19 protein-coding genes and 1 tRNA gene are annotated in these 23296 nt (G+C 72.1%); 5 read left to right on the top strand and 15 right to left on the bottom strand.

Features of this window, described 5'->3' with window-relative positions:
* Window positions 1–26: 26 nt before the first annotated feature.
* Complete coding sequence (gene folE, locus ACRAKH_RS01800) at window positions 27–665, bottom strand: GTP cyclohydrolase I FolE (RefSeq protein ID WP_380727861.1); 639 nt, start codon at window positions 663–665, stop codon at window positions 27–29.
* A 5-nt stretch (window positions 666–670) separates the two neighbouring features.
* A complete protein-coding gene (gene ftsH / locus ACRAKH_RS01795) occupies window positions 671–2932 on the bottom strand; it encodes an ATP-dependent zinc metalloprotease FtsH (RefSeq protein ID WP_380727846.1) in 2262 nt (753 codons plus the stop codon).
* Between the two features lie 436 nt (window positions 2933–3368).
* Here ftsH and ACRAKH_RS01790 point away from each other — a divergent pair, with 436 nt between their 5' ends.
* Window positions 3369–5069: a substrate-binding and VWA domain-containing protein gene (locus ACRAKH_RS01790; protein WP_380727848.1), complete on the top strand. Its 1701-nt coding sequence runs from the start codon at window positions 3369–3371 to the stop codon at window positions 5067–5069.
* A gap of 202 nt (window positions 5070–5271) precedes the next feature.
* On the opposite strand, the gene hpt is transcribed toward ACRAKH_RS01790, so the two are convergent.
* The 4 genes from hpt to dacB are packed head-to-tail and all read right to left on the bottom strand — an operon-like array spanning window position 5272 to window position 9433.
* Window positions 5272–5823, bottom strand: coding sequence for a hypoxanthine phosphoribosyltransferase (gene hpt / locus ACRAKH_RS01785; protein WP_380727863.1), 552 nt, complete (start codon window positions 5821–5823; stop codon window positions 5272–5274).
* A 17-nt stretch (window positions 5824–5840) separates the two neighbouring features.
* Window positions 5841–6752 (bottom strand): tRNA lysidine(34) synthetase TilS, encoded by a 912-nt coding sequence (tilS, locus tag ACRAKH_RS01780; RefSeq protein ID WP_380727850.1) that lies wholly within the window; start codon window positions 6750–6752, stop codon window positions 5841–5843.
* A complete protein-coding gene (locus ACRAKH_RS01775) occupies window positions 6749–7762 on the bottom strand; it encodes a zinc-dependent metalloprotease (RefSeq protein ID WP_380727852.1) in 1014 nt (337 codons plus the stop codon). The genes tilS and ACRAKH_RS01775 overlap by 4 nt, the downstream gene beginning before the upstream one ends.
* Window positions 7763–7810: 48 nt before the next feature.
* Window positions 7811–9433 (bottom strand): D-alanyl-D-alanine carboxypeptidase/D-alanyl-D-alanine endopeptidase, encoded by a 1623-nt coding sequence (dacB, locus tag ACRAKH_RS01770; protein WP_447009582.1) that lies wholly within the window; start codon window positions 9431–9433, stop codon window positions 7811–7813.
* Window positions 9434–9547: 114 nt separating this feature from the next.
* Between dacB and ACRAKH_RS01765 the strand changes: the two genes are divergently transcribed.
* A complete protein-coding gene (locus tag ACRAKH_RS01765) occupies window positions 9548–10051 on the top strand; it encodes an inorganic diphosphatase (protein WP_380728232.1) in 504 nt (167 codons plus the stop codon).
* 87 nt (window positions 10052–10138) lie between these two features.
* Here ACRAKH_RS01765 and ACRAKH_RS01760 read toward each other — a convergent pair whose 3' ends face one another.
* Both ACRAKH_RS01760 and ACRAKH_RS01755 read right to left on the bottom strand, forming a co-directional pair.
* The gene (locus ACRAKH_RS01760; RefSeq protein ID WP_380728234.1) at window positions 10139–11815 is read right to left on the bottom strand and encodes an MDR family MFS transporter; all 1677 of its coding nucleotides are present in this window, start codon (window positions 11813–11815) and stop codon (window positions 10139–10141) included.
* On the bottom strand, window positions 11815–12330 hold the full coding sequence (locus ACRAKH_RS01755; RefSeq protein ID WP_380728236.1) for a MarR family winged helix-turn-helix transcriptional regulator: 516 nt from the start codon (window positions 12328–12330) through the stop codon (window positions 11815–11817). Before ACRAKH_RS01755 ends, ACRAKH_RS01760 begins: the two co-directional genes overlap by 1 nt.
* Window positions 12331–12459: 129 nt before the next feature.
* Here ACRAKH_RS01755 and ACRAKH_RS01750 point away from each other — a divergent pair, with 129 nt between their 5' ends.
* Window positions 12460–12912, top strand: a complete 453-nt coding sequence (locus ACRAKH_RS01750) for a DUF4442 domain-containing protein (protein WP_380728238.1) — start codon at window positions 12460–12462, stop codon at window positions 12910–12912.
* 4 nt (window positions 12913–12916) lie between these two features.
* On the opposite strand, the gene ACRAKH_RS01745 is transcribed toward ACRAKH_RS01750, so the two are convergent.
* On the bottom strand, window positions 12917–13339 hold the full coding sequence (locus ACRAKH_RS01745) for an uL11 family ribosomal protein (protein WP_380728240.1): 423 nt from the start codon (window positions 13337–13339) through the stop codon (window positions 12917–12919).
* A gap of 115 nt (window positions 13340–13454) precedes the next feature.
* Between ACRAKH_RS01745 and ACRAKH_RS01740 the strand changes: the two genes are divergently transcribed.
* Complete coding sequence (locus tag ACRAKH_RS01740; protein ID WP_380728242.1) at window positions 13455–14405, top strand: TIGR03617 family F420-dependent LLM class oxidoreductase; 951 nt, start codon at window positions 13455–13457, stop codon at window positions 14403–14405.
* Here ACRAKH_RS01740 and ACRAKH_RS01735 read toward each other — a convergent pair.
* Window positions 14392–14556, bottom strand: a complete 165-nt coding sequence (locus tag ACRAKH_RS01735) for a hypothetical protein (RefSeq protein ID WP_380728244.1) — start codon at window positions 14554–14556, stop codon at window positions 14392–14394. The two genes, ACRAKH_RS01740 and ACRAKH_RS01735, sit on opposite strands and share 14 nt — an antisense overlap.
* A 163-nt stretch (window positions 14557–14719) precedes the next feature.
* Window positions 14720–14793: transfer RNA gene (locus tag ACRAKH_RS01730), tRNA-Thr, on the bottom strand.
* Between the two features lie 123 nt (window positions 14794–14916).
* Here ACRAKH_RS01730 and ACRAKH_RS01725 point away from each other — a divergent pair.
* Window positions 14917–16599, top strand: coding sequence for a hypothetical protein (locus ACRAKH_RS01725; RefSeq protein WP_380728246.1), 1683 nt, complete (start codon window positions 14917–14919; stop codon window positions 16597–16599).
* Here ACRAKH_RS01725 and ACRAKH_RS01720 read toward each other — a convergent pair.
* The 4 genes from ACRAKH_RS01720 to topA all read right to left on the bottom strand — a co-directional run bounded on the left by ACRAKH_RS01720 (window position 16596) and on the right by topA (window position 23170).
* Complete coding sequence (locus ACRAKH_RS01720; RefSeq protein WP_380728247.1) at window positions 16596–17795, bottom strand: DNA polymerase III subunit delta'; 1200 nt, start codon at window positions 17793–17795, stop codon at window positions 16596–16598. The genes ACRAKH_RS01725 and ACRAKH_RS01720 overlap by 4 nt on opposite strands.
* Before the next feature lie 20 nt (window positions 17796–17815).
* A complete protein-coding gene (locus tag ACRAKH_RS01715) occupies window positions 17816–19843 on the bottom strand; it encodes a bifunctional MFS transporter/dTMP kinase (protein ID WP_380728249.1) in 2028 nt (675 codons plus the stop codon).
* An 83-nt stretch (window positions 19844–19926) separates the two neighbouring features.
* Window positions 19927–20394: a hypothetical protein gene (locus ACRAKH_RS01710; RefSeq protein ID WP_447009581.1), complete on the bottom strand. Its 468-nt coding sequence runs from the start codon at window positions 20392–20394 to the stop codon at window positions 19927–19929.
* A 13-nt stretch (window positions 20395–20407) separates the two neighbouring features.
* On the bottom strand, window positions 20408–23170 hold the full coding sequence (gene topA / locus ACRAKH_RS01705) for a type I DNA topoisomerase (protein ID WP_380730268.1): 2763 nt from the start codon (window positions 23168–23170) through the stop codon (window positions 20408–20410).
* Window positions 23171–23296 lie beyond the last annotated feature (126 nt).

The raw sequence follows: 23296 nt of genomic DNA, 5'->3' as shown, positions 1-23296 counted from the left end.
CACGCAGTGCCCCGGCGCGGGCACGCTCACCGCAGTCGTCCCTTGATCAACTCGATGGCCTCGGCCCGGGACGACGCCGAGCTGCGCAGCAGCCCCCGCACCGCCGACGTCGTGGTCCGCGAGCCGGGCTTGCGCACGCCGCGCATGCCCATGCACAGGTGCTCGGCCTCGACCACCACGATCACGCCGCGCGGTTCGAGGCGCCGCACCAGCGCGTCGGCGACCTGCGACGTCAGCCGCTCCTGCACCTGCGGCCGCTTGGCGTACAGGTCGACCAGCCGGGCCAGCTTCGACAGCCCGGTCACCCGGCCGTGCTCGTTCGGGATGTACCCGACGTGCGCCACGCCGTGGAACGGCAGCAGGTGGTGCTCGCAGAACGAGAACATCGGGATGTCGGTGACCAGCACCAACTCCTCGTGGCTCTCGTCGAACGTCTTCGCCAGCACGCTGTCCGGGTCGGTGTAGAGCCCGGCGAACAGCTCCCGGTACGCCCGCGCGACCCGGGCCGGGGTGTCGCGCAGCCCCTCGCGCTCCGGGTCCTCACCGCACGCGAGCAGCAGCTCGCGCACCGCCGCCTCGGCGCGCTTCTGGTCGAAGGGGCGGCGCGCGAGACCGGCCCCCCCGTTTCCGGAGAGGCCGGCCTGGTCGAGCTCCGTGCGGTCGATCCCGGTCACTTGCGGTTGTCCGGGTCCGCGTCGAAGGACCGCTTCCCCGCTTCCGCGTCCGTCGGCTCCGGCTGCCACTGGGGTGGCTGCGGGGCGCCGCCGGGCACCGTGGCCGGGGTCCACCCGGGGGGCGCGCCGTAGTTCGGCGGGCCGGACGACGGGTGCTGCGGCTGGTACGGCTGCGGCTGCGGCTGCTGGTAGGGCTGCGGCTGCTGCTGCGGGTACGGCTGCGGGTGGCCCTGGGGCTGCTGGGCGCCGTTGCCGTTGGGCGGCGTCCGCGTCGGGTCCGGCACCGGCGGCTCGGCTTCCAGCGTGTCCTCGATCGCGGGCGGCCACGGCTCGCCGCGCTCCTTGGCCAGTTCCGCCGGGGTCTTGACCGGCGGCTTGTCCGACGGGGTGCGGTTGCCGAAGTCGTTGAACTTGGTGATCCGCGGGCGCTTCTCGACGCCGGCGAAGACCCGCTCCAGGTCCTTCTGGTGCAGGGTCTCCTTCTCGATCAGCTCCAGCGTGAGCGCGTCGAGCACGTCGCGGTACGTGTTCAGCACCTCGTACGCCTCGGTGTGCGCGGCCTCGATCAGCTCGCGGACTTCCTCGTCGATCTCGTGCGCGACCTCGAGCGAGTAGTCGGCCTGCCGGCCCATGCTGCGGCCGAGGAACGGCTCGCCCTGCTCCTGGCCGTACTTGACGGCGCCGAGCTTGGCGGACATGCCGTACTCGGTGACCATCGCGCGGGCGATCTTGGTCGCCTGCTCGATGTCGTTGGACGCGCCGGTGGTCGGCTCGTGGAAGACCAGCTCCTCGGCGGAGCGGCCGCCCAGCGCGAACACCAGCCGGGCGATCATCTCCGACCTGGTCATCAGGTCCTTGTCCTCCTCCGGCACGGAGAGGGTGTGACCACCCGTCCGGCCGCGGGCGAGGATCGTGACCTTGTAGACCGGGTCGATGTCCGGCATCGCCCACGCGGCCAGGGCGTGCCCGGCCTCGTGGTACGCGGTGATCTTCTTCTCCTTCTCGGAGATGATCCGGCTCTTGCGGGCCGGACCGCCGATCACGCGGTCGACGGACTCCTCCAGCTCGACGCTGGTGATGACCGTGCCGTTCTTGCGCGCGGTGAGCAGGGCGGCCTCGTTGACCACGTTGGCCAGGTCGGCGCCGGAGAACCCGACGGTGCGCTTGGCCAGGCCGTCGAGGTCGGCCTCGGGGGCCAACGGCTTGCCCTTGGCGTGCACGCGGAGGATCTGCTTGCGGCCCTTGAGGTCCGGCGCGGACACCGGGATCTGCCGGTCGAACCGGCCGGGGCGCAGCAGCGCCGGGTCGAGGATGTCGGGCCGGTTCGTCGCCGCGATCAGGATGATCCCGCCGCGCGAGTCGAAGCCGTCCATCTCCACGAGGAGCTGGTTGAGGGTCTGCTCCCGCTCGTCGTGCCCGCCGCCCATGCCGGCGCCGCGGTGGCGGCCGACCGCGTCGATCTCGTCCACGAAGATGATGCAGGGCGCGTTCTGCTTGGCCTGCTCGAACAGGTCGCGGACGCGCGAGGCGCCGACGCCGACGAACATCTCCACGAAGTCCGAGCCGGAGATCGAGTAGAACGGCACGCCGGCCTCACCGGCCACGGCGCGCGCCAGCAGCGTCTTGCCGGTGCCGGGCGGGCCGTACAGCAGCACGCCCTTCGGGATCTTCGCGCCCAACGCCTGGTAGCGGCCGGGGTTCTGCAGGAAGTCCTTGATCTCGTACAGCTCTTCGACGGCCTCTTCGGCGCCCGCGACGTCGGCGAACGTCGTCTTGGGCATGTCCTTCGACAGCTGCTTGGCCTTGGACTTGCCGAAGTTCAGGACGCGATTACCGCCGCCCTGGGCGTTGTTCATCATCCACATCAGCAGGAGCAGCAGCAGACCCAGCGGGATCATGTACAGCAACATCTGCATCAGGAACGAGTCCTGCGTGACCTTCGTCTCGACGACCGGCTTGTTGTTCGCCTGGTCGAGGATGGTGAAGATCTCGTCCGTGGAGCTGGCCGGGAACTGCGCGCGCACCCGGTTGCTGCCCTCGACGGTCACCCCGTCCTTGAGGGTCAGCTTGAGGAGCTGCTCTTTGTCCTCGAGCGTGGCTTCCTTGACCTGGCCGTCCCGGATCTGTTGCAGTGCCTGGGACGTCTTGATCGGGGTGTAGCCCCGGTTGTCGTCGAAGAGCACGTTGAAGACGAAAAACAGCGACAACACCGCCACGATCCACAGCAGCGGGTTGCGAAGCAGGCGCTTGCGGTCCATGCACTTACGGCCGGCGGGCGGCCTCGACCCTCCCTGACTTGTCGACGGGCGCAGACGGGCACACCCGTCCGACCAGCGTACCGCCCGTGGCTCGGGCAGAGCGCTCCGCGTGCGGGCCCTGTCGCGTCTTGCCCGACCAACGGGCGGGGACGGTCTGGTGTTCCCGGCGACTCTTCGCTGGTGACGGCGGACACGCGGCACGGGTCGGCGACGTTCGCGAGGCGGTTCCAGTCGATCATGAACCGGGCGTCGACCAGCGCCGTAACACTCACGAGGGGTACCGCGTTACTAGCAGGTAGCGACGATGTGAGGACCACTCGAGTGAGATAGAACACGAGAGTTTGTCATGTGAGCGGGCCGTGTCATCCTCGGCAACCACGGAGTGTTAATGCCGCGCACCCCATAAGGGTGAACACCGACCAAAGGTACGAACAGCATGTCCACTCGCACCCCGGACCGCCCCGGTCGTCTCCGCCGCGTCGCCCTGCCCCTCGGCGCGCTGCTCGGCGTGGTCGCCGCCGCCGGTGTCGCCGTGGTGGCGCTGCGGGCCACGAGCGGACCGGAGTGCCAGGGCACGCTGCCCCTCAAGATCGCCGTCACGCCCGCGATCGCGGACGTCGTGCGGGGCGCGGCGGACGACTACCAGGCCACTCAGCCCGTCGTGGACGGCAAGTGCGTCCAGGTGCAGGTCGAGGCCCGCGGCGCGGCCGACGTCTCCAACGAGCTGCCGACCGCCCAGATCAACCCGCCCGCGCTGTGGGTGCCGGACTCCTCCATGTGGGCCGCCGAGACCCAGCGGCAGGCGGGCGACGAGGGCGCGGAGGCGCCGCGACTGGACATCCTCGACTCCCTCGCCAGCTCACCCCTCGTGATCGCGGGCTCCGAGCGGGCGATGTCGTCACTCGGTTGGCCCATCGCGCCGGTGACGTGGGCGAAGGTCGTCGACCCGAGCGTCAGCGTGACGCTGAGCAACCCCACCACCTCCACCGAGGGCCTGGCCACGCTCGCCGTCATCCGCGCGCAGCTCGGCAACCCCGACGGCACGCCCAAGCCCGAGCTGATCGGCGCGCTGCTCCGGGTCGGCCGCGACGCGCTGCCGTCCGTGCGCGACGCGTTCGGCAAGGTCGTGCAGGGCGAGGAGAACGCGCCGGTCTTCACCGCGTCGGAGCAGTCCGTGCTGGCCGCCAACCGGGCCGCCGCGTCACGCCGGGTCGTCGCCTCCTACCCCAAGGAGGGCACGATCGCGTTCGACTACCCGGTGGTGCGGGTGAGCCGGCTCGGCGAGCAGGCGGGCACGGCGCAGGCCGCGGACGGCTTCGTGCGGGCCCTGCGCACGCCGGAGACCGCGCGGCGGTTCGCCGAGGCGGGCTTCCGCACGCCGGACGGCGCCGCTCCGGGCGGTTGGACGAACGAGAAGGACGGCGTGCGCGGCGACGACGTGCGCGTGCTCAAGACCCCGGACCCCGACCAGGTGTCGGAGCTGCTGCGCACGTGGGGCGCGGTCAGCCTGGACACCCGGATGCTGGCGGTGCTGGACGTGTCCGGCTCGATGGCCGAGAAGATGAGCAACGGCCAGACCAGGGTCGAGGCGTCCCGCGAGGCCGCGCTGACGGCGTTGGGGATGCTGCCCGACACCTCGGAGATCGGCCTGTGGGCGTTCTCGACGAACAAGAGGCCGCCGAACGACTGGATCGAGCTGGTGCCGGTCGGCCCGCTGGGCGAGCCGATCGCCGGCGCGCCCCGGCGCGCGCAGCTGCAGAAGGGCGCGGGCAGCCTGCCCGCCCTGGTCGGCGGCGGCACGGCGCTGAACGACACGGCGCTGGCCGCGTTCCGGCACATGCAGAAGACCTACGAGCCGTCGAAGATCAACTCAGTGACGCTGTTCACCGACGGCAGCAACGACGACATCTCCAGCATCGACCTGCCGGCCCTGCTGGCCACGTTCAAGCAGGAAGCGGACCCCGCGCGGCCCGTGCCGATGATCATGGTGGGCCTGGGCGCCGACGCCGACATGGACGCGCTGCGGCAGATCGCCGAGGCCACCGGCGGCAAGGCCTACCAGGCGATGGAGCCCGAGGACATCCGAACCGTGCTGCTGGACGCCATCTCCCAACGCCGCTGCCGCCCGAACTGTTGACTGTGTTGGATTGCGCCGCCTCCGGCGTCGCGGGCTCGGCCGCCTGGAAGTCGGCCTGTCGCGTCGCGTTTCCCGCCGATCGAAGAGCGTGATCGGCGGGAAAGGCGACGCGACAGGCCGACGCGGCCTCGCGGGGTGGTCCTGCTGAGAGCCGTTCGGCGGGTTGAGCCATCGCGCCGCCCGCGAGGCCGCGTCGGTCGTTCTACGCTGAGTAGACCTTCGGGTCGAGCGTGCCGATGTAGGGCAGGTCGCGGTAGCGCTCGGCGTAGTCCAGGCCGTAGCCGACCACGAACTCGTTCGGGATCTCGAACCCGACGTACTTCACCGGCACCTCGACCTTCACCGCGTCCGGCTTGCGCAGCAGCGTGCACACCTCCAGCGAGCGCGGCTTGCGCGACGCGAGGTTCTTGAGCAGCCACGACAGCGTGAGGCCCGAGTCGATGATGTCCTCGACGATGACCACGTCGCGGTCCGCGATGTCGCGGTCCAGGTCCTTCAGGATGCGCACCACGCCGGAGGACGACGTGGACGAGCCGTAGGAGCTGACCGCCATGAACTCCAACTGGACCGGCACCGGCAACGCCCTGGCCAGGTCGGTCATGAACATCACCGCGCCCTTGAGCACGGTGATCAGCACCAGGTCGTTCCCGCCGTCGGCCGGGTAGTCAGCCGCGACCTTGTTGGCCAGCTCGGTGACCTTGTCGCTGATCTCCTGCTCGGTGATGAGCACGGAACTGATGTCGCCGTCGTACACGGACGGTTCCCCTTTTGTCATGACTGCACTGGTTCCACTTGCAGCCTGCCATGCGCGCGCCGTGCCACAAAGCCGCCGGGCAACCACACCCCGCCTTGACCTCGCCAGTCACTCACCAGGGCGTCCACCCGTCGGAGGTGCGAGTCGGACAACTCGGGCACGTGCTCGCGCAGCAGCCACCGACGCAGCACGCGGCGGCGCAGCGCGGTGGGCAGGCGGCCGAGTTCGTCGACCGAGCGGCAGTCTCCGTCGAACGCCGCGGCCAGCTCGTCCAGGGCGTCGTTGTCCTCGCGCAGGTGCGCGGCGGTGCGGGCGAGGGCGTCGGCGACACCGCCCTGGAGCACGTCCTCCAGCAGCGGCAGCACCTCCTTGCGCAGGCGGACCCTGGTGAACCTCGGGTCGTCGTTGTGCGGGTCGCTCCACGGCGTCAGGCCCAGCTCGTCGCACGCGGCCGCGGTCACGGCGCGCGGCACGCGCAGCAGCGGGCGGCCCCACGGCGGGTCGTGCGCGCGCATCCCGGCGATGCTGCGCGGGCCGGAGCCGCGGCCGAGGCCCAGGAGGACGGTCTCGGCCTGGTCGTCGCGGGTGTGGCCGAGCAGGACGAGCCCGCGTTCCGGCCGCAGCGCCGCGTACCGGGCGCGTCGCGCCGCCGCCTCGGGTCCGCCGGGGCCGGTGACCTCGACCCGGCGCACCTCGGCGGGAAGGCCCAGGTCACGGCACACGCGCGCGGCCCGTTCGGCGACGTCGGCGGAACCGGGTTGGAGGCCGTGGTCGACGACGACGGCCGTCGCCTCGGTGAGCCCGGCCGTGACGGCGGCCAGGGCCAGCGAGTCCGCGCCGCCGCTCACCGCGACGGCGACCCGCTCCGGGCGGTGCTCGCGCAGGAAGCGCTTGACCGCCGTGCGGACCTCGGCGAGCGGACCGTTCACGGGTTGACGCGACGCAGCCAACCGGCCGGGTCGGCGATCTCGGCGCGCGTGGGGAGCGTGTCGGGGCTGGTCCAGACGGTGTTGAACCGCTCCATGCCGACCGCGTCGACCACGTGCCCGGTGAACGCCGCGCCCTCCGCGTACTGGCGGACCTTCGCCTCCACGCCGAGCAGGGACCGCAGCAGGCGGTCCAGCACGCCGCCGCCCTGCCGACGTGCGGTGAAGCGCTCGCGGATCGTGCGGACGGACGGCACGACGTCCGGGCCGACGGCGTCCATCACGTGGTCGGCGTGGCCCTCCAGCAAGGTCGACAAGGCGATGAGCCGATCAAGCACCTCGCGCTGGCAGGGGCTCTGCAGGAGCTCGATCAGGCCACCGGCCTCGCGGAGCCGTTTCGGCAGGTCGCGCAGGCGTGGCGCGGAACCCTCGTCCATGCTGCCGAGCAGGGCGGCGACCAGGCCCGCGAAGTGGTCGGCGAGCCACGGCACGGCGGTGAACTGGAGCCGATGGGTGCCCTCGTGCAGGCAGACCCACATGCTGAAGTCCTCGCCGGACACGTCGAGGGCGCGCTGGGCGCCGACGATGTTCGGCGCGACGAGCAGCAGCCTGCCGCCGGCGGAGAACGGGTCGTACTGGCCGAGCACCCGGCCGCTCAGGAACGCGATGACCACGCCCGCCTGCACGCCCGCCGTGCCCGCGAGGACGCCGCCGAACGCGCCGGACTGCTTCGGCAGGGCCGGTTCGGTCAGCGCGGCGAGGCCCTGGACGGCGGCGCGCACCCACGCGGGCCGGTCGACCACCTCGCCCTGCTTGAGCGGCAGCCCGTGCCCGAGGCCGGTCAGCTCCCGGACGTGGACCTCGGCGTCCACCGCCAGCTCGCGCAGGCGGTGCACGGCGATGTCCGCCTCGGCCCTGGGCACGATCGGTCCCGGGCGGACGAGCCTGGTCGCCGTGGTGACGGCCAGGGCCCAATCGACCGGGGCACTGCGGTCCTGCGTCGCCGGGTTCACCCTGTCGACGCTACCTGCGCGGACCGCCCGAACAACACACCCGACCTGTCAGCAACCGCACGTGCGCAGGGCGGCGGCCATCTGGTCGAGGCCGCCGCGCACCACCTTGGCGTCGTCGGGGCTCAGCGACATGAACGCGAACACCAGCAGTCGCCCGTTCGTGTCCACGACCACGCCCGCGAGGGTGTTCACGCTGGTCAGCGTGCCGGTCTTGGCCCGCACCCAGCCCCGTCCCTCGGCGCCCCACTCCGCGTACCGGCCGGCCAGCGTGCCGCTGCCGCCCGCCACCGGCAGCCCGGTCGTCAACGGCCGCAGCTTCACCGTGCGGGGGTCGGACGCGTCCGGCCTGGCCGCCGCCGCGAGGACGTCCGTGAGCAGCTTCGCGGGCACCTTGTCGTTCGGGGACAGCCCGCTGCCGTCCACGATCGTGGACGTCGACAGGTCGAACCCGGCCTCGGTCAGCACGTCCCGCACCGCCTTGGCGCCACCCTCGAACGACGGCGGCAGGCCGCGGGCCAGGGCCACCTCGCGGGCGATCGTCTCGGCCAGCACGTTGTCCGAGATCTGCAGCATGTTCTCGACCAGCTGGTCCACCGGCGCGGACTTCACCTCGCCGAGCACCTTCGCGCCCGGCGCCGCCGTGCCGGGCGCGACCGCGGGCACGCCGAGCCGCTGCGCCAACGCCTGCGCGGCGGTGGCGGCGGCCGTGGCGGAGCGCGGCGTGTCGTACTTGGTGGGGTCGGCGCGCCCGCCGTCCAGCATCACCGGCTCGATCGGCGCGACGTACCCGTTCGCCACGTCGGCGGGGTCCCAGCCGGGCGCCATCCCGGAGGGCACGTACCGCGAGACGTCGTAGTGGACCTGGGTGACGGGCCCGGCGGCCCGCACCTGCGCGGCGAGGTCGTCGATGGTCGCCGCGCCGGGGTAGACCGTGGGCTGTCCCGCGGGCAGGGATGACAGGGTCGGGTCGCCGCCGCCGACCAGCACGACCGTGCCCGGCTGCGCGCCCCGCACGACCTTGGTCGACAGCTGGGACGTGTGGTCGAGCGCGAGCAGGGCCGCCGCCGCGGTGAGGACCTTGATCGTGGACGCCGGGGTCTGCGCCGTCGTCTCGCCCTGGCTCCACAGCGCCGTGCCGGTCGCCGGGTCGACCACCGAGCCGGCCACGGGGTCGAGCACGTCGTTCGCCGCCGGTCCGCTCAGCGCGGCCCGCACGCCCGCGGCGGTGTGCGGGGTGGCGGCCGGGCCGACGCCCTTCAGCGCGAGCGTCACGGGCGCGGGCGGCAGCGGTGCGGCCGTCGTGGGCGCGGGGGTCGTGTCGAACCAGCCGGCCTGGGTGCCCGCCACCGCCGTGCCGGCGAGGGCGACCACGAGCACCGCCGCGCCGCCGAGCACGAACGGGCGCTTGCGGCGGCCCGTCCGCACGGGCGGGTCTTCACGTTCCGTGATCGGTTCAGGAACCGGTTCAGGTTCCGACTTGATCTCGGTCGGCGGGGCCTGGCGGGGCGGCGGAGGCGGCGCGGCCGGCCTCGGCGGCACCCGCACCGGCTGGGCCCGCACCGGCGCCTGGATGCGCATGGTGGGCGGGTCAGGCTGCCTGACCTGCACCGTCGGCGGCTCGTGGTCCGGCTCGTCGTCGTCGACGGTCGGCCACGTCGGCTCGTCGGGCACGCAGTCCTCCGCGGTCGAGTACGGGCAACGTCACACCCTCGGCAAGGGGTTGACGAGACGTCGTAGTCCACACTAGTGGCGTAACGAACGGCGAAGACGAGCGAGGACCGCGCAGTGGAGTTCGACGTCACCATCGAGATCCCCAAGGGGGTCCGCAACAAGTACGAGATGGACCACAAGACGGGGCGCATCCGGCTGGACCGGACCCTGTTCACGGCCACTCAGTACCCGGCGGATTACGGGTTCGTGGACAACACACTCGGTGAGGACGGTGACCCGCTCGACGCACTCGTGATCGTCCAGGAGCCGACGTTCCCCGGCTGCTTGATCAAGTCACGCGCGATCGGCATGTTCCGGATGACCGACGAGAAGGGCGGCGACGACAAGCTGCTCTGCGTGCCGGCCGAGGACCCGAGGTCGGAGCACCTGCGCGACATCCACCACCTCAGCGAGTTCTACCGGCTGGAGATCCAGCACTTCTTCGAGGTCTACAAGGACCTGGAGCCCGGCAAGAGCGTCGAGGGCGCGACGTGGGTCGGCCGGACCGAGGCGGAGGCCGAGATCGTCCGCTCGTACCAGCGCCTGAAGGACGCCGTGGCGCGCGGCGAGGAGCACTAGAGCCCCACGCGCTCGAACACCGAAGAGGCCCGCACCCCGGACGGATCAGGGGTGCGGGCCTCTTCGGCGCTACCGGTGTCTGCGGGGTCAGTGCATCGCGGCCGGCGCGGGCCGGGCGGCGTCCTCGTCGTTCTGGTCCTGCACCCGCTCCAGCCCCGAGCGGCTGGACAGCGGCACCTCGCGCAGGAACCAGATGATCGCGAAGCCGATCAGCGTCACCACGCCGCCGACCAGGAACACCAGGTCGATCGAGCCGGAGAAGCCGTCGAGGAACGGCCGGGCGAGCACCGGGTCGAGCGTGGTCAAGAACTCGGTGTTGTCCAGGTCGAAGCCGGTCCCGCTCTGCAGGCCGACCGCGAACTCGCGGTTCTCCGGCCGCGCCAGCGCCGCCTGGAAGTCGGGCGTGCCGAGCGCCGTGCGCAGCGCGTTGCCGATCTTGTCGCCGACCGTGCTGAACAGGATCGACAGGAACACCGCGGTGCCGACCGTGCCGCCGATCTGGCGGAAGAACGTGGCCGACGAGGTCGCCACGCCCATGTCCCGCGGCTCGGCGTCGTTCTGGATGGCCACCAGCAGCGTCTGCATGCACAGGCCGAGGCCCGCGCCCATGACGAACATGAGCACCAGCGGCTGGTAGAGCGGCGTGTCCGTGCCGACCGTGCTGAACAGGAACAGCGACAGCGTCATCAGGCCGAACCCGACGACGGGGAACACCTTGTAGCGGCCGGTCTTCGCGGTGATGTTGCCGCTGGTGCCCGCCGCCAGCATGATGCCGAGCGTCAGCGGGAGCATCATCAGGCCGGACTGGGTGGCCGAGTAGCCCTTGACGATCTGCAGGTACAGCGGCAGCGAGACCATGCCGCCGAACATCCCGACGCCCAGGATGAAGTTGATCAGGTTGCCGAGCGAGAACGTCTGCCGCTTGAACAGCCGCAGCGGCAGCAGCGCCTCGTCACCCATGCGCTTCTCGGCGAACACGAACGCGACCAGGCCGGTCACGCCGACGACGTACATCGCGATCGCCGTGCCCGACGCCCAACCCCACTCGCGGCCCTGCTCGGCCACGATCAGCAGCGGCACCAGGCCGACGGTGAGCAGGCCCGCGCCGACGAAGTCGATCCGGTGGTTCACCCGCTGGTGCGGGATGTTCAGCACCTTGGCCACGACGACCAGCGCGATCAGCGCGACCGGCACGTTGATCAGGAACACCCAGCGCCAGCCGGCCGTGCCCAGGAAGGACTCCATGCCGGCGAACAGGCCGCCGACGACCGGGCCCGCGACGCTGGAGATGCCGAACACGGCCATGAAGTAGCCGGTGTAGCGGCTGCGCTCGCGCGGCGACGTGATGTCCGCCAGGATCGCCATCGCCAGCGACATCAGGCCACCCGCGCCGAGGCCCTGCACCGCGCGGAACGCGGCCAGCTCGTACATCGAGTTCGCGATGCCGCACAGCAGCGAGCCCGCCAGGAACAGCGAGATCGCGGTCAGGTACATCGGCTTGCGGCCGTAGATGTCGGACAGCTTGCCGTACAGCGGCGTGGAGACCGTGGCCGTGATCAGGTACGCGGTGGTGGCCCACGCCTGCAGGGTCTGGCCGTGCAGCTCGTCCGCGATGGTCTTCATGGCGGTCGCCACGATCATCTGGTCGAGCGCGGCCAGGAACAGCCCGAGCAGCAGGCCCGACAGGATCGTCAGGATCTGCCGGTGGGTGAGCAGGGCGGCGCCGGGTGGCGGCGCGTCGGCTCGGGTTGTCGTTTCCGACATCACTTCTCCCCTTCTGAGCGCGGCCCCAGTCCGCTCTCAGCGATGAAATCCGGTAGCGCCTTCTCGTAGTCCCCCACGAAGCGCTCGAAGTACTCGATGAACCGCGTCCACTCCTCGGTGGACCAGTCCGTGAAGAGCCTGGCCAGCGCGACGTTGCGCTGCTCGCGGCGCTCCTGCAGCAGGCGCGCGCCCGCCTCGGTCACCGCGAGCACGCTCGCGCGCCCGTCCTCCGGGTCGGCCCGGCGCTCCACCAGGCCGTCCTTCACCAGCGTCGCCACCTGGCGGCTGACCGTCGACGGGTCCGAGAACACCGCCTCGGCCAGCGCGCTCGACCGCGACGGACCCAGCTGGTTGAGGTTGGCCAGGAGCACGAAGGACGCCTTGTCCAGGCCGGACTTGCTCATGTGCGAGGCGACGCAGGCGTGCATCTTGTTCATGCGCACCAGCGCCATGCCGAGCCGGTCGGCCATCGCGAGCTGGTCGGCCCGCACTCCGTCACTGACCGGGGTCGCCATCGCACACTCCGTTTGCTTGCATCAACCAACTAGTTGCTGAGTACAAGCATGACTCCGGAGGAGAGTCTTGGCAAACGAAATACCCGGTGACACCGGTCTCATCGTTACTGGCCGGTAGCATCGGCGGGCATGAGCGCTGACTACTCGTTCGTCGCGGACGCCATGAAGCAGGCGGTGCCGTGGGTCAAAACCGTGGGCATCGAGTTCACCGAGGTCACGGGCGACCGGGTGGTCGCCGAGCTGCCCGACCGCGAGGAACTGCGCAACCACGTCGGCGGGCCGCACGCGGCGATGATGTTCGGCGTCGCGGAGACCGCGTCGGGCGCCGTCGTGATGGCCGCGTTCGCCGCGCACATGGCCAAGGCGACGCCGCTGGTGGCGCGGTCGGAGATCACCTACAAGAAGCTGGCGCTGGGCCCGCTGCGCGCCGAGGCCGTGCTGGGGCGGCCCGCGGCGGACGTCGTGGCCGAGCTGGAGGCGGGCACCCGACCGGAGTTCCCGGTCGGCGTGACCATCACCAACGCGGAGGGCGTGACGACCGGGGAGATGACCGTCGTCTGGACCCTCCGCCCCCACCGCTGACCGCTCAGCCCTCCACCCGGACCCCCATGGAACGGGCGGTGCCGGCCACGATCCGCATGGCCGCCGCGACGTCCGTCGTGTTCAGGTCCGGCAGCTTCCGCTCGGCGATGGCGCGCAACTGCGCCTCGCCGAGCGTGCCCGCCGACGCGTGACCGGGTTGGGCGGAACCCTTCCCGCCCAACGCCTTGCGGATCAGGAACGCGGTCGGCGGCGTCTTCAGGCGCAGCTCGAACGACTTGTCGTCCCGGACCGTCACGACGACCGGGACGACGTCTCCGCGCTGACCGGCCGTGGCCTCGTCGTAGGCGCGCTTGACGCCGACCAGGTTGACGCCGGTCTGGCCGAGCATCTTGCCCAGGTCCATCATCGACGCGGCGCCGGCGTCGAGGTTCAGCGTGACTTCGTGGGTCTTCCTCGCGGGTGGCATGCGTCGAAGCTAGGAATTGACGTAACGGCAGACTCAAGTCGAATAACCGCGTGGCGCTCGCCGGGCGGTGGCGGCGGGTGGTGGGCGGCGGTCGGCCGGGTAGTAGAACGTGCCCATGAAGGTCGACCGGCTGGAGATCGCGCACGACCCGCTGACCGTGCTCGACGCCGCCCGTGCCGCCGAAGCCGCGGGCTGCGACGGGTTCTGGGTGGCGGAGACGCGGCACGACCCGTTCCTCGCGCTCGCCCGGGTGGCCGGGCAGGTGGACCGGGTCGAACTGGGCACGGCGATCGCGGTGGCGTTCGCCCGCAACCCGATGAGCACCGCCGTGCAGGCCAACGACCTCCAGCTGCTCTCCGGCGGCCGGTTCAACCTCGGCCTCGGATCCCAGGTCGAGCCGCACGTCACCAAGCGGTTCGGCATGCCGTGGTCACGGCCCGCCGTGCGGATGCGCGAGTTCGTGCTGGCGCTGCGCGCCATCTGGCACAGCTGGGAGACCGGCGACCGCCTCCGCTTCCGCGGCGAGTTCTACACGCACACGCTGATGACGCCGTTCTTCGACCCCGGCCCCAACCCGCACGGCCAGCCCAAGGTGTGGCTCGCGGGCGTCGGCGAGCTGATGACCGAGGTCGCGGGCGAGGTGGCGGACGGCTTCCTGTGCCACAACTTCACCACCGAGCGCTACCTGCGCGAGGTGACGCTGCCCGCGTTGGCGCGCGGCCGGGCCAAGGCGGGCAAACCCCTGGCGGGCATGGAGATCAGCGGGCCGTCGCTGGTGGCGTGCGACGAGGAGGGCATCGCCGAGGTCAGGCGGCAGGTCGCGTTCTACGGCTCGACGCCCGCCTACCGCAAGGTCCTCGACCTGCACGGCTGGGGCGAGCTGCACGACGAGCTGCACCGCCTGTCCAGGCGGCAGCTGTGGGACGACATGGCCGCCGCCGTCACCGACGAGGTGCTGCACGCGTTCGCCGTCGTCGGCACGCCCGAGACCGTCCGCGTCGAGGTGGCCCGCCGCTACGGCGACGTGATCACCCGCATCGCCGCGCCGGTCGTCAGGACCGGATGAGGTAACGGCCGCTCGGCTCGCCCACCCAGTGGTGGAACAGCTCGGCGCGGACCCGTGCGGCGGTCCGCCGAACCCACCGCCGACGTCCCACGCGTGCCGCGAGCACGACGAGCGGCAACGCCAGCACCGTCAGCACGATCGTCGCGACCATCGCCATCACCTCCACGGGGGCAACGACACCGTCGCCCACAGCTGACGGAGATGTCACGAAGGTCACTCGGATGGAGCAACGGTGCACCACGCTGGGTGCATATGCGTTGACGGAGAGACAGATCAGGCCCGGCGCAGGACGCGCCGGGCCTGAATCTCACCTGAGCCGCCTGTCGGAATCGAACCGACGACCTGTTCATTACGAGTGAACCGCTCTGGCCGACTGAGCTAAGGCGGCGAGACGCGACAACTATAGCGGACGTCGCAGGCGTCACCGAGAGGGGGTCCGGTCGTTAGACCAGGGGTGACGCCGCTCACGCGGTGACGCGCGATGACGCCGCTGTCGTGGAGGTTCGACCACATGCGCCTGATGGCACTGCCCGCCGCCGCCGTGCTGGTCGCGCTCTGCGCCTCTCCCGCGTTCGCCCAGCCGGTGACGACCCCGGTGCCGGGGCCGCGTGACCCGAGCCAGCCCCCGGTGTCGGCCGGTCCGCCCATCCGGGCTCACGCGATCGGGGACGCCGGGACGGGGCTCGCGGTGGTCAGGCTCGCGCCGGACTCGACGCCGACCAACACGGTCCTGCCCGGCTTCGGCGAGCAGCTGCCCAAGCAGTCGGCGGCGGAGGTGGGGGTCGGGCTCGCGTCCGCCCAGGCGAACACCGAGGCGTTCCTGTCCTACGAACGGGCGGTCGCGCAGGCGTCGCCCCTGGGCTTCGCGGTGCGGGGACGGGCGCCGCAGACGCCGGGCACGCTCGTGCAGACGGCCTCGCCGGACAACGGGGCGCCGGTCACCGGCGGCCTCAACCCGCCGGCCACGCCGCTCGACGCCCTGCTCAGGGTCGGCCTCCTCAACGGCAGCGCGCACGCCCGCTGGGACGACGAGCTGGGCCCGTGCGTGCGCCCGCTCGCGGACGCGAAGACGTCCGTGGCGAGCCTCAGCGTCCTCAACGCCATCCCGACCCTGCCGGGCTCGACCGACCTCACCGGCATGCTCACCCAGGACACCCCGAAGCTGGACGCCGCCGCCAAGCAGGCGTTGATCGACAACGTGAAGCAGCTCAGCGGCCCGCTCAGCCAACTCGGCGGCCTGCTCTCCGGCACGCCCGACACCGGCGCGAACGGCTCGCTGCTCAGCCTGCCGGAGACGATGACCGCCCACTCGACGGTCGAACTCGTCGACCTCCCCGGCAGCGCCAACAAGGCCGTCAAGTCGACGTCCACGCTGCAGGCGGCGAGCATCCGGCTCCTCGCGGGCACCGCGGCGGAGATCCGCGTGGACGTGGTCAGCCGGCCGACGCTGGTGGCGCTGTCCACGGGCGACAAGGCGACGTCCGGGATCACCTACTCCGCGCCGGTGCTGCGGGTCAGCCAGGGCGACCGGGTGCTGGGCACGCTCGACGCGGCCAACCCCAAGCTCGACGTGCCGATCGGCGTCGTGCCGGGGCAGGACGTGCCGCTCGTCGGCGACCTGGCCCAGGGCCTGCCGAAGCTCGACATCGGGGTGCTGCGCCTGCAGGTCGCCCAGCTCAACCAGAAGGACATGGTGATCGACGGCCCGCTCCAGCAGGACGGCCCCGCGATCAAGGGGTTCATGCTCGGGGCGACCGCGCGCCTGCTCGACCTCCAACTGCTGCCGACCGATGCCCTCGGTCTGCCGAACCTGCCGTCGGCGCTGGCACAGGTGTCCCTGGGTGAGCAGATCGTGCGCGCGGCCGCCCCGAACGGCGGCGTCGTCTGCGCTCCGGCGCCGGCCCAGCCCGGTGGTGGCGGCCAGGCCGCGCCGCCGCGGAAGGACCAGCCGCTGGCCTACACGAACGCGGCCTACCGGACCGTGCCGATCTTCTGGACCGGCGCCGCGCTGCTGCTGGCCGGTGTCGTGATGGTCGCCGCCCTGCCCGGCCGCCGCCGGGTGCCGGCCGGGCCGAACACCCCGGAGCCGAAGAGCCCCGGGCCGAAGACCACCGAGCCGAAGAGCGCCGAGCCCGAGACCCCCGAGCCGAAGAGCGCCGAGCCGGAGACCCCCCGAAGGACGAGTGACCGCTAGCCGCGCTGGAGCGTGGTGAGCATGGCCTCGACGGCGATCCGGGGCTTCACGTTCAGCTCCAGCGCGGTCCGGCAGTTCAGCACGGCCTCCAGCCGGCGCAACGTCGACTCGGGCGTCCACGCCGCCGCGGCGGTGCGGGCGTCCTCGGCCCGGTCCGGGTGGTTCAGCACCGCGTCCGCCCCGGACGCCGTCACCAGCACGTCCCGGTAGAACGCGGCCAGGTCGACCAACGCCTGGTCCAGCGAGTCGCGCTGGGTCCGGGTGGCGCGCGACTTCTGCCGCTTCTCCAGGTCCTTCAACGCGCCCTTGGCCCCCCGGGACGCGGCGGCCGTCCCCTTGCCCGTGCCGCCGCCGCCCATCGCGGTCTCCAACGCCTCGCGCTCGGCCTGGTCACGGCCCTCGTTCGCGGTCTGCGCGTCGCCTTCGGCGGCCGACACGAGCTGGTCGGCGCAGGTGAAGATGTCCGCCGGGCGCCGCAGCGCCAGCGGGATGCGCAGCACGGCCTCGCGTCGCGCGCGCACCTGCTCGTCGGTCGCCAGTCGCCGCGCCCGCCCGACGTGCCCGCCGCACACGGACGCCGCCCACGACGCCACCTCGGGCGCGATGCCCTCGTCCTCCAGCGCGGACGCGATGGCCGGGGCGCGGGGCGTGCCGAGCGACACGATCCGGCAGCGCGACCGGATGGTCACCGACACGTCCTCGGGGTGGTCGGACGGCGCGCAGAGCAGGAACACGGTCCGGTCCGGCGGCTCCTCCACGGCCTTGAGCAGCGCGTTCGCCGCGCCCTCGGTGAGCCGGTCGGCATCGGTGATGATGACGACCTGCCACCGCCCGGACGTGGGCCTGCGGGCCGACACCTGCACCAGCGCCCGCATCTCGCCGACCGAGATCGACAGGCCCTCGGGCGAGACGACCCGGACGTCGGCGTGGGTGCCCGCCAGCGCCGTGTGGCAGCCGGGGCACGAGCCGCAGCCGGGCCGGTCGTCGGTGGCGAGGCACTGCAACGCGGCGGCGAACGCCCGCGCCGCCCCGGAACGCCCCGAGCCGGGCGGCCCGGTGAACAGCCAGGCGTGGGTCATCGCGCCCGGCGCGGGCGACCCACCGGCCACGATCGACGCGGCAGCCTCGGCCGCCGCCGACAACACCGCGACCGCCTCGGGCTGGCCGACGACCTCGCCCCACACACCACGGTTCACGACGCGACCGTACCGATCCGTCAGGACGACTCCGCCACCGGCTTCGGCGCGGGGTGCGCACCCCGTGCCACCAGCGGCAACACCACGGCGGACACCCGTTCGGCGACCTCGTCCTCGGTGCCGTCGGCGTCGACCACGATGTACCGCTCCGGGTCGGCCGACGCCATGTCCGTGAGGAGCTTCTGCACCCGCCAGTGGTGCTCGACGGTGTCGAGCGTGCCGCCGGACGCGCGGACCTCGGACGGCGATCGGTCCAGCAGCACCGTCACGTCGGGGCGCAGCCGGCCGGTGGCCCAGTCGACCAGGCCCTCCACCTCGCGCGGCTCGACGCTGCCCGCCGCGCTGAAGTGCGCCAGCGGGCTGTCGACGTACCGCTCCATGACGACCAGCGCGCCGCGCTCCAGCCCCGGCCGCACCTCGCGCTCCACCACGTCCGCCCGCACCGCCGCGGCCACCAGGGCGTGCGCCCGCACGCCGGCCAGGTCGGCCGTGGACAGCAGGTTGCGGAGCCGTTGCTCGTCGAGGTCCGGGTCGGACGCCAGCACGACCTCGCGGCCGGTCGCGCGCAACGCCTCGGCCAGCCGCCTGGCCTGCACGGACGTGTCCTGCCGGGTGTCGCCCTCGACCGCGATGAGGATGCCGCCGGTGCGCCGCGCCCGTCCGCGCAGCGCCGCGAGCAGGTCCGAGAACAGCGGCTCGGTGCGCCGGTTGTCCATCTGGCGGTAGGCGATGAGCCCGAGCAGCACGGCGATCAGGGCCGCGCCGAACAGCACCGGACGGGTGCCGTCCACCTGCATCGGGTGGTTGAAGACGGTGATCGTGCGCTTCTGCACCACCGACACCAGCAGCGGCGCGGCGGCCGACGCGGCGAACAGGACGATCTTGAGCAAGGACTGCAGCAGCGCCACGGTCCGGCCGCGCATCGCGTCCTCGACCTGCGCGCCGACGATGGTGAGGCCGGTCAGGAACGCCATGCCCGCCGACGCGCCGACGAACCCGACCGCGATCAAGGCGACCCACAGGTGCGGCGCGAACGCCACCACCACCAGGCTCAGGCCGGCGACCACGATCGTCACGCCGAACAGCCGGTCGTAGGGCAGCCGCCGGGCCATCCGCGGCGCGGTCGCCATGCCGACCGCCAGACCCGTGAACACGGCGACGAACAGCAGGCCGAACGTCGACGCGCCGCCCAGCAGCGAGTCCGCGTACAGCGGGGCCGTGCCGATGACCGCGCCCGCCGCGGCGAACGCGCCGATCATGCCGATGACCAGGCCGCGGACCAGCGGGGTGCGGCCCGCGTACCGCATGCCGTCGCGCAGCATGGCGAAGAAGCCGAGCTTCTCGCCGTCCTCGCGCCGCCGGTTGACGGCGGTGGCGCGGCCGGACAGCTCCGGGATGCGGGTGGCGACCAGGATGGCCGCGGTCAGGTACAGCGCCCCGTTGACCACGACCGCGATGGTGGCGATCCGGAATTCGAGGTCCGAGCTCTGGACGTGCAGGTAGCCGGGGATGCCGGAGATGATCGAGTACAGGCCCGCGCCGGAGATGACCGAGATGCCGTAGGTCATCACCAGGCCGAGCTGGTTGGCCGTCTCCACCTGGTCGGGCCGGCGCAGCAGGTTCGGCACCGCGGAGTCCTTGGCCGGGATCCACAGCATCGCGCAGCAGCCGACCAGGAAGTTCGCCACGAACAGCCACCACGTGGTGCCGACCAGGGCGATCGAGATGAACAGGCCGCCGCGCAGCACGTCGCAGACGACCATGACCTTGCGGCGGTCGAACCGGTCGGCCAGCACGCCGCCGAGCGGCGCGAACAGGATGCCGGGCAGGAGTTGCGTGAGCACGACCAGGCTGAGCGAGAAGCTCTGCCACTGGTAGCTCTCGGTCATCTGGCTGACCAGACCCGTCAACGCGAGGAGTGACAGCCAGTCACCGACACTGCACAGATAGGTGACACCCCAGAGCCTGCGGAACGGCCGGATCGCCAACACGCTGCGAATCCGGTGGCTGGTCGAGGCCCCTGTGCCGCCGTCTTGGATGGTGCTCACCCCCGCCGATGTGCAGGCCGTAAGGGTAGCCGGACCGATTCACCGGCATGACCACATCCGCCGTTCGGGTGGCCTAAGCGAGATCATCGCAGCAGGTCGGCCACGGCTTCGATGATCTCACGCACCACGTTGAAGAGCAGCCCGCCCAGCACGGCCAACGCGACGACGCACCCGACCAGCCCGCCCTTGCCCTTCTTCTCCGGCGCGGCCTGCTGCGGCGTCGGCACGAACGGGTTCGGCGGCTGCGAGCCGGGCGCCGGCGCCTGGCGACGGGCCAGTGGCGCGTGCGGGGCGTGGGCCGCGGGCCGGCCGGTGACCTGCGCGGGCCGCGGGGCGGTCCGCCGGGACCGCGTGCCCCGAACCGGCTCGGCCACCACCGGGACGGCCGGCGGAACGGGCGGCGCGGGCGGCGGCGCGACCGGGATCACCGGTTCCCGCCGGTAGGGCAGCTCGCCCGTCACCAGCCCCGCGAGCGGGTCCGGGTACAGGCGTGGCGGCGGGGGCTCCTGCGTCCCGTCACGACCGGACGGACCGGCGTCTGAACCGTCCACCGCCACGCCTCCCTCAGCTCTTGGTCTTCGCCGGAGCCTTCTTCCGCGCCGGCGCCTTGCGGGCCGCCGGGGCCTTCTTCTTCGTGGTCGGCCCCTTGGCCCGCTTCTCGGCCAGCAGCTCCGCCGCCCGCTCGTCGGACAGGCCCTCGACGCTGTCGGACTTGCGCAGCGACGCGTTGGTCTCGCCGTCGGTCACGTACGGGCCGAACCGGCCCTCCTTGACCACCATCGGCTTGCCCGACACCGGGTCCGCGCCCAGTTCCTTCAACGGCGGCGCGGCGGCGGCGCGGCCCCGCTTCTTCGGCTCGGCGTAGATCTTCAACGCCTCGTCGAGCGTGACCGTGAACAGCTGGTCCTCGCTGGTCAGCGACCGCGAGTCGGTGCCCTTCTTCAGGTACGGCCCGTAGCGGCCGTTCTGCGCGGTGATCTCCGCGCCGGTCTCCGGGTCCTTGCCGACCACGCGCGGCAGCGAGAGCAGCTTCAGCGCGTCGTCCAGCGTCACCGTGTCCAGCGCCATCGACTTGAACAGCGAGCCGGTGCGCGGCTTCGGCGCCTTCTTGGCGCCCTCCGGCGTTTCGGGCAGGACTTCGGTCACGTACGGCCCGAAGCGGCCCTCCTTGGCCACGATCTCGTGCCCGGTGACCGGGTCGGTGCCGAGCGAACGGCCCTCCTGCGGCGTCGAGAACAGCTTCTCGGCGATGTCGCGGTTCAGCTCGTCCGGCGGCAGGTCGTCCGGCAGGTTCGCCCGCTGCGCGGAGGCCTCGCCGTCCGGCCCCTCGACCTCGCGCTCCAGGTACGGCCCGTACCGGCCGACCCGGACGTAGACCGTGCGGCCCTCGACGTCGGGGAACAGCGGGATCGAGTTGACCTCGCGGGCGTCGATCGCCTCGACGCTCGACCCGACCAGCTTCTTCAGCCCGCCCGACCGGCCGACCGAGGACTCCGGGCCGACGTTGCCGCCGAAGTAGAAGCCGGACAGCCACGTCGTGCGCTCCTGGCGGCCGGCGGCGATGCCGTCCAGCTCGTCCTCCAGCGCGGCCGTGAAGTCGTAGTCGACGAGCCGGCCGAAGTGCTGCTCCAGCAGCCCGACCACGGCGAACGCCACCCACGACGGGACCAGGGCGGAGCCCTTCTTCCAGACGTAGCCGCGGTCCTGGACGGTGCTGATGATCGAGGCGTAGGTGGAGGGCCGGCCGATGCCCAGCTCCTCCATCGTCTTGATCAGGCTCGCCTCGGTGAAGCGCGGCGGCGGCGACGTCGAGTGGCCGTCCGCGGACAGCTCCGCCGCCAGCACCGACTGGTCCTTGGCCAGCTGCGGGAGGCGCGACTCGGCGTCGTCGGACTCGCCGCCCGCCTCCGCGTCGACCGTCTCCACGTACGCCTTCAGGAAGCCGGCGAACGTGATCGTGCGGCCGGACGCGGCGAACGTGACGTCCTCGCCGCCCGCCGTGGTGCCGGAGATCCGCACGCTCGTCGTGTTGCCGCGGGCGTCGGCCATCTGGGACGCGATCGTGCGCTGCCAGATCAGCTCATACAGCTTGAACTCGTCGGACTCCAGCTCGCGGGCCACCTGGCCGGGCGTGCGGAACACCTCGCCGGCGGGGCGGATCGCCTCGTGGGCCTCCTGCGCGTTCTTGACCTTGCGCGTGTACTGGCGGGGCTCCTTGGCCACGAACTGCGAGCCGTACAGCTCGGTGGCCTGCGCCCGCGCCGCCAAGATCGCGGTCTCCGACAGCGTCGTGCTGTCGGTGCGCATGTAGGTGATGTAGCCGTTCTCGTACAGCTTCTGCGCGGTGCGCATGGTGCGGTCCGCGGAGAAGCGCAGCTTGCGGCCCGCCTCCTGCTGGAGCGTGGAGGTCATGAACGGCGCGTACGGCTTGCGCGTGTACGGCTTCTCCTCGACCGAGGACACCGTCATCGAGGCGTTGGTCAGGCCCTCGGCGATGGCCCTGGCCTGCGCCTCGTCCAGCACGCGGACGTCGGAACCGGCCTTCAGCCTGCCGTCGGAGCCGAAGTCGCGGCCCGACGCGAGGCGGGTGCCGTCCACCGCGACCAGCCGGGCGCCGAACGTGCGGGGCGAGGCGTCCGCGCCCGCGTCCATGGTCGCCGACACGTCCCAGTACGAGGCGGTGACGAACTTCATCCGCTCGCGCTCGCGCTCGACCACGATCCGGGTCGCCACGGACTGCACGCGGCCCGCCGAGAGCTTCGGCATGACCTTCTTCCACAGCACCGGGCTGACCTCGTAGCCGTAGAGGCGGTCGAGGATGCGGCGGGTCTCCTGGGCGTCGACCAGGTCCTGGTCGAGGTCGCGGGGGTTCGCGGCGGCGGCGAGGATCGCGGGCTCGGTGATCTCGTGGAACACCATCCGGCGGACGGGGACCTTGGGCTTCAGCGTGTCGAGCAGGTGCCAGGCGATGGCTTCGCCCTCGCGGTCGCCGTCTGTCGCGAGGTACAGCTCGTCGACGTCCTTGAGCAGCTCTTTCAGCTCGGCGACGGTCGCCTTCTTGTCCGGCGTGACGACGTAGAGGGGCTCGAAGTCGTGGTCGACGTCGACGCCGAGCCGCGCCCACGGCATGCCCTTGTACTTCGCGGGCACGTCGGCCGCGCCCCGGGGCAGGTCGCGGATGTGCCCCTTGGATGACTCCACGACGAAGTCGCTGCCGAGGTACGACGCGATCTTCCGCGCCTTCGCGGGCGACTCGACGATCACCAACCGCCGGTTGCCGCTCGCTGATCCCCCGTTTGTCTTCCTCGCCCGTGTCGATCCAGCCACGCCGTCCCGCTCTCTTCGAACACTGTGTCCCGACCCGCCAGTGTGCACTGTCCTTCGTCGCCGCTGGGCAGCCCTGGTCGGGACAGGGTGACACAACTGTGCCGGATCGTCCGTCAGGAGGACGCG

The sequence above is a fragment of the Saccharothrix hoggarensis genome (assembly GCF_052936025.1).
This window is presented reverse-complemented; position numbering and strand designations above follow the sequence as displayed.

Bases quoted from the DNA above. Each gene is read 5' to 3' on its own strand.
- ftsH (WP_380727846.1), bottom strand. From the start codon at position 2,932: ATGGACCGCAAGCGCCTGCTTCGCAACCCGCTGCTGTGGATCGTGGCG.
- ACRAKH_RS01790 (WP_380727848.1), top strand. From the start codon at position 3,369: ATGTCCACTCGCACCCCGGACCGCCCCGGTCGTCTCCGCCGCGTCGCC.
- ACRAKH_RS01760 (WP_380728234.1), bottom strand. From the start codon at position 11,815: ATGTCGGAAACGACAACCCGAGCCGACGCGCCGCCACCCGGCGCCGCC.
- ACRAKH_RS01755 (WP_380728236.1), bottom strand. From the start codon at position 12,330: ATGGCGACCCCGGTCAGTGACGGAGTGCGGGCCGACCAGCTCGCGATG.
- ACRAKH_RS01750 (WP_380728238.1), top strand. From the start codon at position 12,460: ATGAGCGCTGACTACTCGTTCGTCGCGGACGCCATGAAGCAGGCGGTG.
- ACRAKH_RS01745 (WP_380728240.1), bottom strand. From the start codon at position 13,339: ATGCCACCCGCGAGGAAGACCCACGAAGTCACGCTGAACCTCGACGCC.
- ACRAKH_RS01740 (WP_380728242.1), top strand. From the start codon at position 13,455: ATGAAGGTCGACCGGCTGGAGATCGCGCACGACCCGCTGACCGTGCTC.
- ACRAKH_RS01735 (WP_380728244.1), bottom strand. From the start codon at position 14,556: ATGGTCGCGACGATCGTGCTGACGGTGCTGGCGTTGCCGCTCGTCGTG.
- ACRAKH_RS01725 (WP_380728246.1), top strand. From the start codon at position 14,917: ATGCGCCTGATGGCACTGCCCGCCGCCGCCGTGCTGGTCGCGCTCTGC.